The organism is Arthrobacter sp. ISL-48 (assembly GCF_018613805.1).
In the GTDB taxonomy this organism is placed as follows: domain Bacteria; phylum Actinomycetota; class Actinomycetes; order Actinomycetales; family Micrococcaceae; genus Arthrobacter.
This window is the reverse complement of the sequence record NZ_JAGGPL010000028.1, coordinates 20,858-27,297: the sequence shown is the minus strand read 5'-3', so window position 1 is coordinate 27,297 and position 6,440 is coordinate 20,858. Positions and strand designations below refer to the sequence as shown.

The following is a 6,440-nucleotide window of genomic DNA, read 5'->3' as shown; positions in this document are numbered from 1 at the left end:
CCTCCACTGTGATCACCCACCCAATCGTTTGGAATGAGTGGCTCAGTTTTCAACCGTCACAATGGCTCAGTTTTCGACCGACACCGACAACTGCACGGTCACGGACTTCGGGCGGGAACTGCTTGGGCATAATCACTATCTTTCTCACAGAAGATAGCGGCATCAAAGCCGGGACGGTTCAAACTGAGGAAAAGACTCAATCGCGATCCCCTCGAACCAGTCATTCTCCAGCTGGACCTAAACCCTCTAACGGCACCATCATCGAAACCGCCACCGACCCCTACCGGCTCGCCTACACCCTGGCCCCAACAAACCACGGACTAGCACGGGCAGTCCCCGTGATTCAAACCCCTCCACTCGGACGGCGAGGCGAGGCGATAGGGGTTTCGTCCCCAAGGTTACGTAGGTGCCGGCAGCGGGCACTATATGGAGGACGGTGTAAGGGCGCCTGTCATATCGCCACCGTGGTCCGTCCTTGGAAAGGCTGGCCATCGGATGAACGTTTGGAACGTGCGCAGAGCATGCTGCCTCCAAGAATGAGCAGGCCTGCAAACAGCGGTATCGAGGGCCAAATCGAGATACCTCCTGTGAGGTCCTCCGGAGCGAGCACAGGACAATCATCGATTACTTTTGTCGCTTAGGGCAACTAAGTTGACCCACGACGCCCGCCGCGATTCCATCGCGGCGCTGGCCACCGTCCCAGGTCCTTGGGCGGGCCCTTCATTATCAACATCGCGGTCGGTGTGATCTCAGGACTGTGAACTTCTCACGTCAACGCCGTAGCTTTGTGGGCTGAACATCGGAATGGCGTCTACCAGTTCGCGGGTGTAGTCGTCCGCGGGCGACTCGAATAGTTGGGCGACCGGACCGATTTCTCTCACTACGCCCTTCTGCAAAACGAGCGCTCGATGGGCGATTGCTCTTACTACGGCAAGGTCATGGGTAACGAACACTACAGAAGTTCCATGCTCGGCTGACAGCCCGGAAAGGAGGTCGAGTATGGCTGCCTGCACAGATACGTCAAGTGCTGAGGTGATTTCGTCGGCAAGGATCAGCCGTGGATTCGTCACGAATGCCCTCGCGATCGCTATGCGTTGCTTTTGCCCGCCGGAGAGTTCACTTGGGTAGCGATGAAGCATTGATTCCGGAAGATTTACGTCCGCCAGAATTTTACGCACTCGTTCTTCACGCTCGGCTTTGGATAGCTCGGGCTCAAAGAGTTGCAGTGGCCTGGTGACGAGGCTCATTACGTCGTGCCGCGGGTTCAGAGACATGTCGGGGTTTTGGAAGACTATCTGCACATCACGCCGCACCGAGCGCGACCGCTTTCCTACGTCTGGAGCCAGCGTGGCGCCGTCAAACCCAATTTCTCCGCTGCTGCGTGGGTGCAGCCCGGCAATGGCACGGAGCAGAGTTGATTTTCCGCTGCCCGATTCGCCGACGAAGGCGAGCGTCTCGCCGGGGGCGATGCTAAAGGTCACTCCCTTGACCACCGGCGTCGCACGACCGCGCGAGCCGTACTCGCACCAGACGTCATCAACTGAAAGCAGCGGAGGTGAATCCTCGATAACTGTTAGAGCGCCCGGTCGGTCACTGATCGAATGTGTTTCATATTCGCCTGCTCGCAGGCACCTGACGTTATGGGTTGGCCGCAAGGGCAACAGTCTGGGGTTGGATTCTGAGCAGCTCTTGATGCTGAACTGGCAGCGAGGCACGAACGGGCAGGCTCCGGCTACTACTACTCCCGGCGGCGCCCCTGGGATCCCTGACAATGCGCGGGTACCGGTTGCGTCCGGAACGGCCGCCAGCAGCGCCCGGGTGTACGGGTGCTCTGGGCGTGAGATCAATTCCGTCGCCGGACCGGACTCGATGACTTGGCCTGCGTACATGATCGCGATTCGATCGGCGACCTCCGCGAGGAGGGGCAGGTCATGGCTCACGAACAGGGCAGCAGTCTGGTGTTCCTGCACCACGCGCTTGAGGAGTTTAACGATCCTTGCTTGCGTGGTCACGTCCAACCCAGTGGTCGGCTCGTCGAGGATCAACACCTCGGGGTTGCATGAGATAGCAATCGCCAGGTTGATCCGCTGTTGCTGACCACCACTGAACTGATGCGGATATCGTCGGAGAGCGGCCTCCGGATTGGGGACGCCGACCTCCTTCAAAAGCTCGACTTGCCTGTCATGGTTGGCTTGCCCTGTTAACCCGAGGTGAATCTTCATGGGCTCGGCCATTTGACGCCCAATTGTCAACGCTGGAGTCAAGCCATTCGAGGATGCTTGGGGCATGTAGACGACCTTGCTCCCCCATATGCGTCGAAGTTGCGCAAGCGGGATGTTCAGCAGATCAATATCGCCGAGCTTTGACTGGCCAGCGGGGACTTGCATGGCGCCCGGCCGATATCCGATCGCCGCTAACGCCGTCGTGCTCTTCCCGCAGCCCGATTCGCCTGCCATTCCGAGGATCTTTCCCCGCTCCAGCACGAACTCGACGTCGCTAACGACCTCCTTCAGGGTACCGTTCCGCTGTCCGTACCCTACTGAGAGGCCCCGCACTTCCAGTGCGACTGAGGTACTCATAGCATGAAGTCCTTAGAAATATCGTTGCTAACGTAAGAGATGATCGAATCTGCGATCAGGTTGAGCCCAACCGACAGAGCAGCGATGCCGACTACCGGCGCGAGAGCCGCCCAGGGCTGAATTTGCACGTACCCCAGGCTGCTCGCGATGGACAGGGCCCAGTCGGGTGAGGGCGGCTTAGCGCCAAGGCCAAGGAAGTTCAGGCCCGCCACGAACAGCACTCCGTACGTGACCCGGAGCGCGAGATCCGAGACTAGCGGCCCGACGATGTTGGGCGCGATCTCACGCACGACAATGGAAACAGCACGCTCCCCGCGTGCCCGCGCGGCTTGGACGTAATCGGCCGTGACAACCGCGAGCGTTGAACCTCGGGCCACTCGTCCGATGCTCGGCATGAAGACCACAGCCACCGTGGTCAACAGGACCGTTGCTGAGGAACCGAAGCCAGCGATGACGGAGAGTGCGATAAGCAGAGGCGGCAGAGTCAGCAGAATGTCGAAGATTCGGGAAACCACCTTATCCAACAGTCCGCCGGCGTAGGCAGCCACCATTCCCAGAAGCCCCCCCGTAACCGTCGCCAGTGCCACAGCCGCCAGAGGAATCAGCAACACCATCTGTCCGCCCAGCAGGAACCTGCTGAAGACGTCCCGCCCCAGATGGTCCGTTCCGAACAGCAGACCGCTGCTCGGCGGTGAGAGCGGCCGCCCCACGGCAAGCTCATCATAGGCATGCGGAGCCAAGGCTGGTCCCAAAATAAGCACTAGCAGGACAGCGCTGATAATAACGAGTCCGATGCGACCCGACCAGCCGTGGGTAACTGCACGGAATGGACGCAGCTTACGTCCTGGTTGGAGATGAATAGCCGTCGCTTGAGGTATGGAATCAGCGCTCATCGGTCTGCCTTCAATCGTGGGTTGAGGTACGTGACGAAGATATCCGCGACGAAACTAAGCGCGATAAATACCGCACCCAACAGCACGGTTATCGAGAGCGCCGAGTTGGTGTCGCCCTGCGTGATGGACTGCACCAAGAGCCGTCCCAGTCCCGGGAAGCCGAACACGTTCTCAACAATGATGGCTCCACCCAGCAGGGAAATAATGACGAGCGCGACGGCGTGTACCAGCGGGACAGCCGCGGACCGGGTCGCATGACGCCATACGACCAGGCGCCGGGGTAGCCCGCGAAGCACGGCGTTCCTTGTGAAGGGAGCGTTCAGGGCTTCCGAAACGGCGGCGCGGGCGATTCGCGAGACGTAAGGCACGACGCTCAATCCGAGAGTCAACGCCGGAAGGACGAATCCCAAGAACCAAGCAACACTGACCTCCCCCGAGACGGCCGAGGAGGAAACAGGCAGCCAGCGAACCTGAACGGCCAGCAGGATCATCAAGCCCAATCCGATAACAAACTCCGGGAGTGCGGCCAGAACCGTCATCACCACGAATGCAGCCCGGTCAAAGATCCCTCCTTTTCGAGCCATGAACACCCCAAGGGCGATGGCCACGGGAATGGACCAGGCCAGAGATATCAACGCGAGCTCTGCCGTGTGCGCGAACGCAGGAAGCACCAGAGGTTTGATCGGCACTTTTGAGATCAGGGTCGTTCCCCAATCGCCCTGAACGTAGTGTACGAGCCAGTCAAAGTAGCGCACCATCAACGGACGATCCAGTCCTTGCACGGTGATAAACGACTGCAACTGTTCGTCAGTAACGTTGATTCCCAGTGCGTTGCGCGCGATTTGCTCCCCAGAACGATTCATTGCCGCGAATGCTATGAACGAAATCAGCACAAGCGTGAGAACCGACATCAGAAGCTGACGAACCAAGGCCCAAACGCGCGTCATACTCTTGCCGCCAACAACCACCGGCTCGGCTACTGGTTCCGCTGTCACTATGGTCATTTCACACCCTAATCATTTGAGAGTCGTCGGTCGCGTCTGCCCGTCCCCGGGTTTTCAGGCCAGCCACGTCTTTCTGAAATCCACCGTGTCAATGGTGATGAACAGCCCGTTGACTTTGGAAGAACGAGCATAGGCGGCGTCCGCCCACACAGGGAGCAGAATGCCGAAAGTCTTCCTGGCTTGAAGGAAGGCCTTCTGAGTCAGTTCAATCTGCCGGCTCGGATCCGTGGTGGTGTAAAGCTCATCAACGATTTTGTCCAGGGCCGGATCCGTGAAGTGGCTATACGGCCAAGCTGCGGTCGAGCGGTAGCTGGCATCAAACCGGGACGGAGGGAAGACCTGAGGACAGTACGACATGAAAGCAGGAGTAACCATATACCCCTTGGACCAGTACGTGTCCGGCGAATACTGATCCAGTGTCACGTTGATTCCTGCACCCTTGACCGCCTGCTGCCATGCTTGAGCAGCGTCCAACATCCCGGGCACTGAATCGGTAACACTCAACTTGATATCCAGGCCATTCGGGAAACCAGCCTCGGCCAGCAACGACTTCGCCTTATCGGGGGCGTACTCGGGCTTGAGGCCAGGAGGATTCCAGGAAGAATCAGGGGCAATAAACACATCCGCCGCTGCCGTGCCGTGGCCCTGCAGCGCGGTTTCAACCATCTTGTCTCGATCGGTTGCAAGCTTAATGGCATCGAGCACCCGCGGGTCGTTGAACGGCGCGATACGCTGATCAAATGCATAAATCCAGGTTCGCTGATTCTTGATCGTTTCGAGCACCAGATCATTGCGGCCTTGAATTCCTGCCCACAATGAGATTGGAATCAAATCGGTGACATCTGCCGCTCCCGACAGGGCGGACTGCAGCTTGGCGCCCTGATCCGGGGTAATCGTCGCTTCAACTCCATCCAGGTACGGCGCCCCGCCCCAGTAAGTGTCGTTCCGCGCAACCTTCCAGCTGGAGCCTGGGCTCCAAGCCGAGATCTTGAACGGCCCCGTGCCTACGACGGTGGTACCGCTGAAATCAGTAGCGCCATCCTTGACTATGTGACTAAGGGAGTTACCAATAGTCTGCATCAAGACGCTGTTGGGCTTCTTAAGATTGAGCACAACAGTCGAGGCATCCGGCATCGAAACCCCACCCATATCGAGGTAAGGAGACATGAATGCGTTCATAGAACTCGCGAACTTTGGATCCAGCCAGCGGCTGATGGTGTAAACGACGTCCTTTGACGTGAAATCACTCCCGTCATGCCACTTGACTCCGTCCCGAAGGTGAATCGTCCACTGCGTGGCAGCGGAGTTCACTTCCCACGAGGTCGCGAGAGCGGGCTGCGCCACGAAGTCCTTGTCGGTGACAACGAGCGGGTCATAAATCGCCTTTAGGATTGTGGATACATTACCGGTGAGAGCCGTACCAGGATCCAGGGTGTCCGAACTGCTGCCATCACTGATCGCGATGCGCAGCGTACCGCCCTTCTGGGGAACTCCGCCGGATTGCTCAGAACCGGTGCCAGGAGAACTGGTACAGGCGGCCAGGAAAAGGGCTCCAAGGCTGATGCCGCCGACGGCCAGCACCTGGCGTCGGGAAGCTTCCAGCTTGAACGTACTAACGGGCCTTGCCGCGGACTGCTCATGACTGCTGTGATCCATGTGGTACGCCTCCATATTCGATGCATCGGACATACCGATGACGATTGAGAAGAAACTTATCTGTGAAGGAGCTCACTGATAATTGTTGATTTTCATAAAAGGGAGATCGCTGTTGGTGTATCCCACAAGCCCGCTGCATCGAGCGGCCGCAGCCTGCCCTGGTCAAGTTGTTTGGACAGAGAGTTTGCGTCCTTTAAGCCAGGCGCGTGGGTTCCTAAGCGCAGCTTGACTGCTTGAGTGGAGCCTGTTCCTAAACTGCCTTGGTTAGACGTTGCATTTAGCCGCCACGGCGCTGAGGTGTTTCTCAG

At 58.5% G+C, this 6,440-nt stretch carries 4 protein-coding genes; all 4 read right to left on the bottom strand.

What is annotated here, in order from left to right; all coding sequences use genetic code 11:
- Positions 1–749 precede the first annotated feature (749 nt).
- Entirely contained in the window at positions 750–2,579 is a 1,830-nt protein-coding gene (locus J7E83_RS20195; protein WP_214965800.1) for an ABC transporter ATP-binding protein, read from the bottom strand.
- Positions 2,576–3,319 carry an ABC transporter permease gene (locus tag J7E83_RS20190; RefSeq protein ID WP_214965798.1) on the bottom strand — a complete coding sequence of 248 codons (744 nt, stop codon included), beginning with the start codon at positions 3,317–3,319 and terminating at the stop codon, positions 2,576–2,578. The genes J7E83_RS20195 and J7E83_RS20190 overlap by 4 nt, the downstream gene beginning before the upstream one ends.
- Before the next feature lie 149 nt (positions 3,320–3,468).
- Positions 3,469–4,476, bottom strand: a complete 1,008-nt coding sequence (locus J7E83_RS20185) for an ABC transporter permease (RefSeq protein WP_214965796.1) — start codon at positions 4,474–4,476, stop codon at positions 3,469–3,471.
- A 54-nt stretch (positions 4,477–4,530) separates the two neighbouring features.
- Positions 4,531–6,165 carry an ABC transporter substrate-binding protein gene (locus J7E83_RS20180; protein WP_214965794.1) on the bottom strand — a complete coding sequence of 545 codons (1,635 nt, stop codon included), beginning with the start codon at positions 6,163–6,165 and terminating at the stop codon, positions 4,531–4,533.
- Positions 6,166–6,440 lie beyond the last annotated feature (275 nt).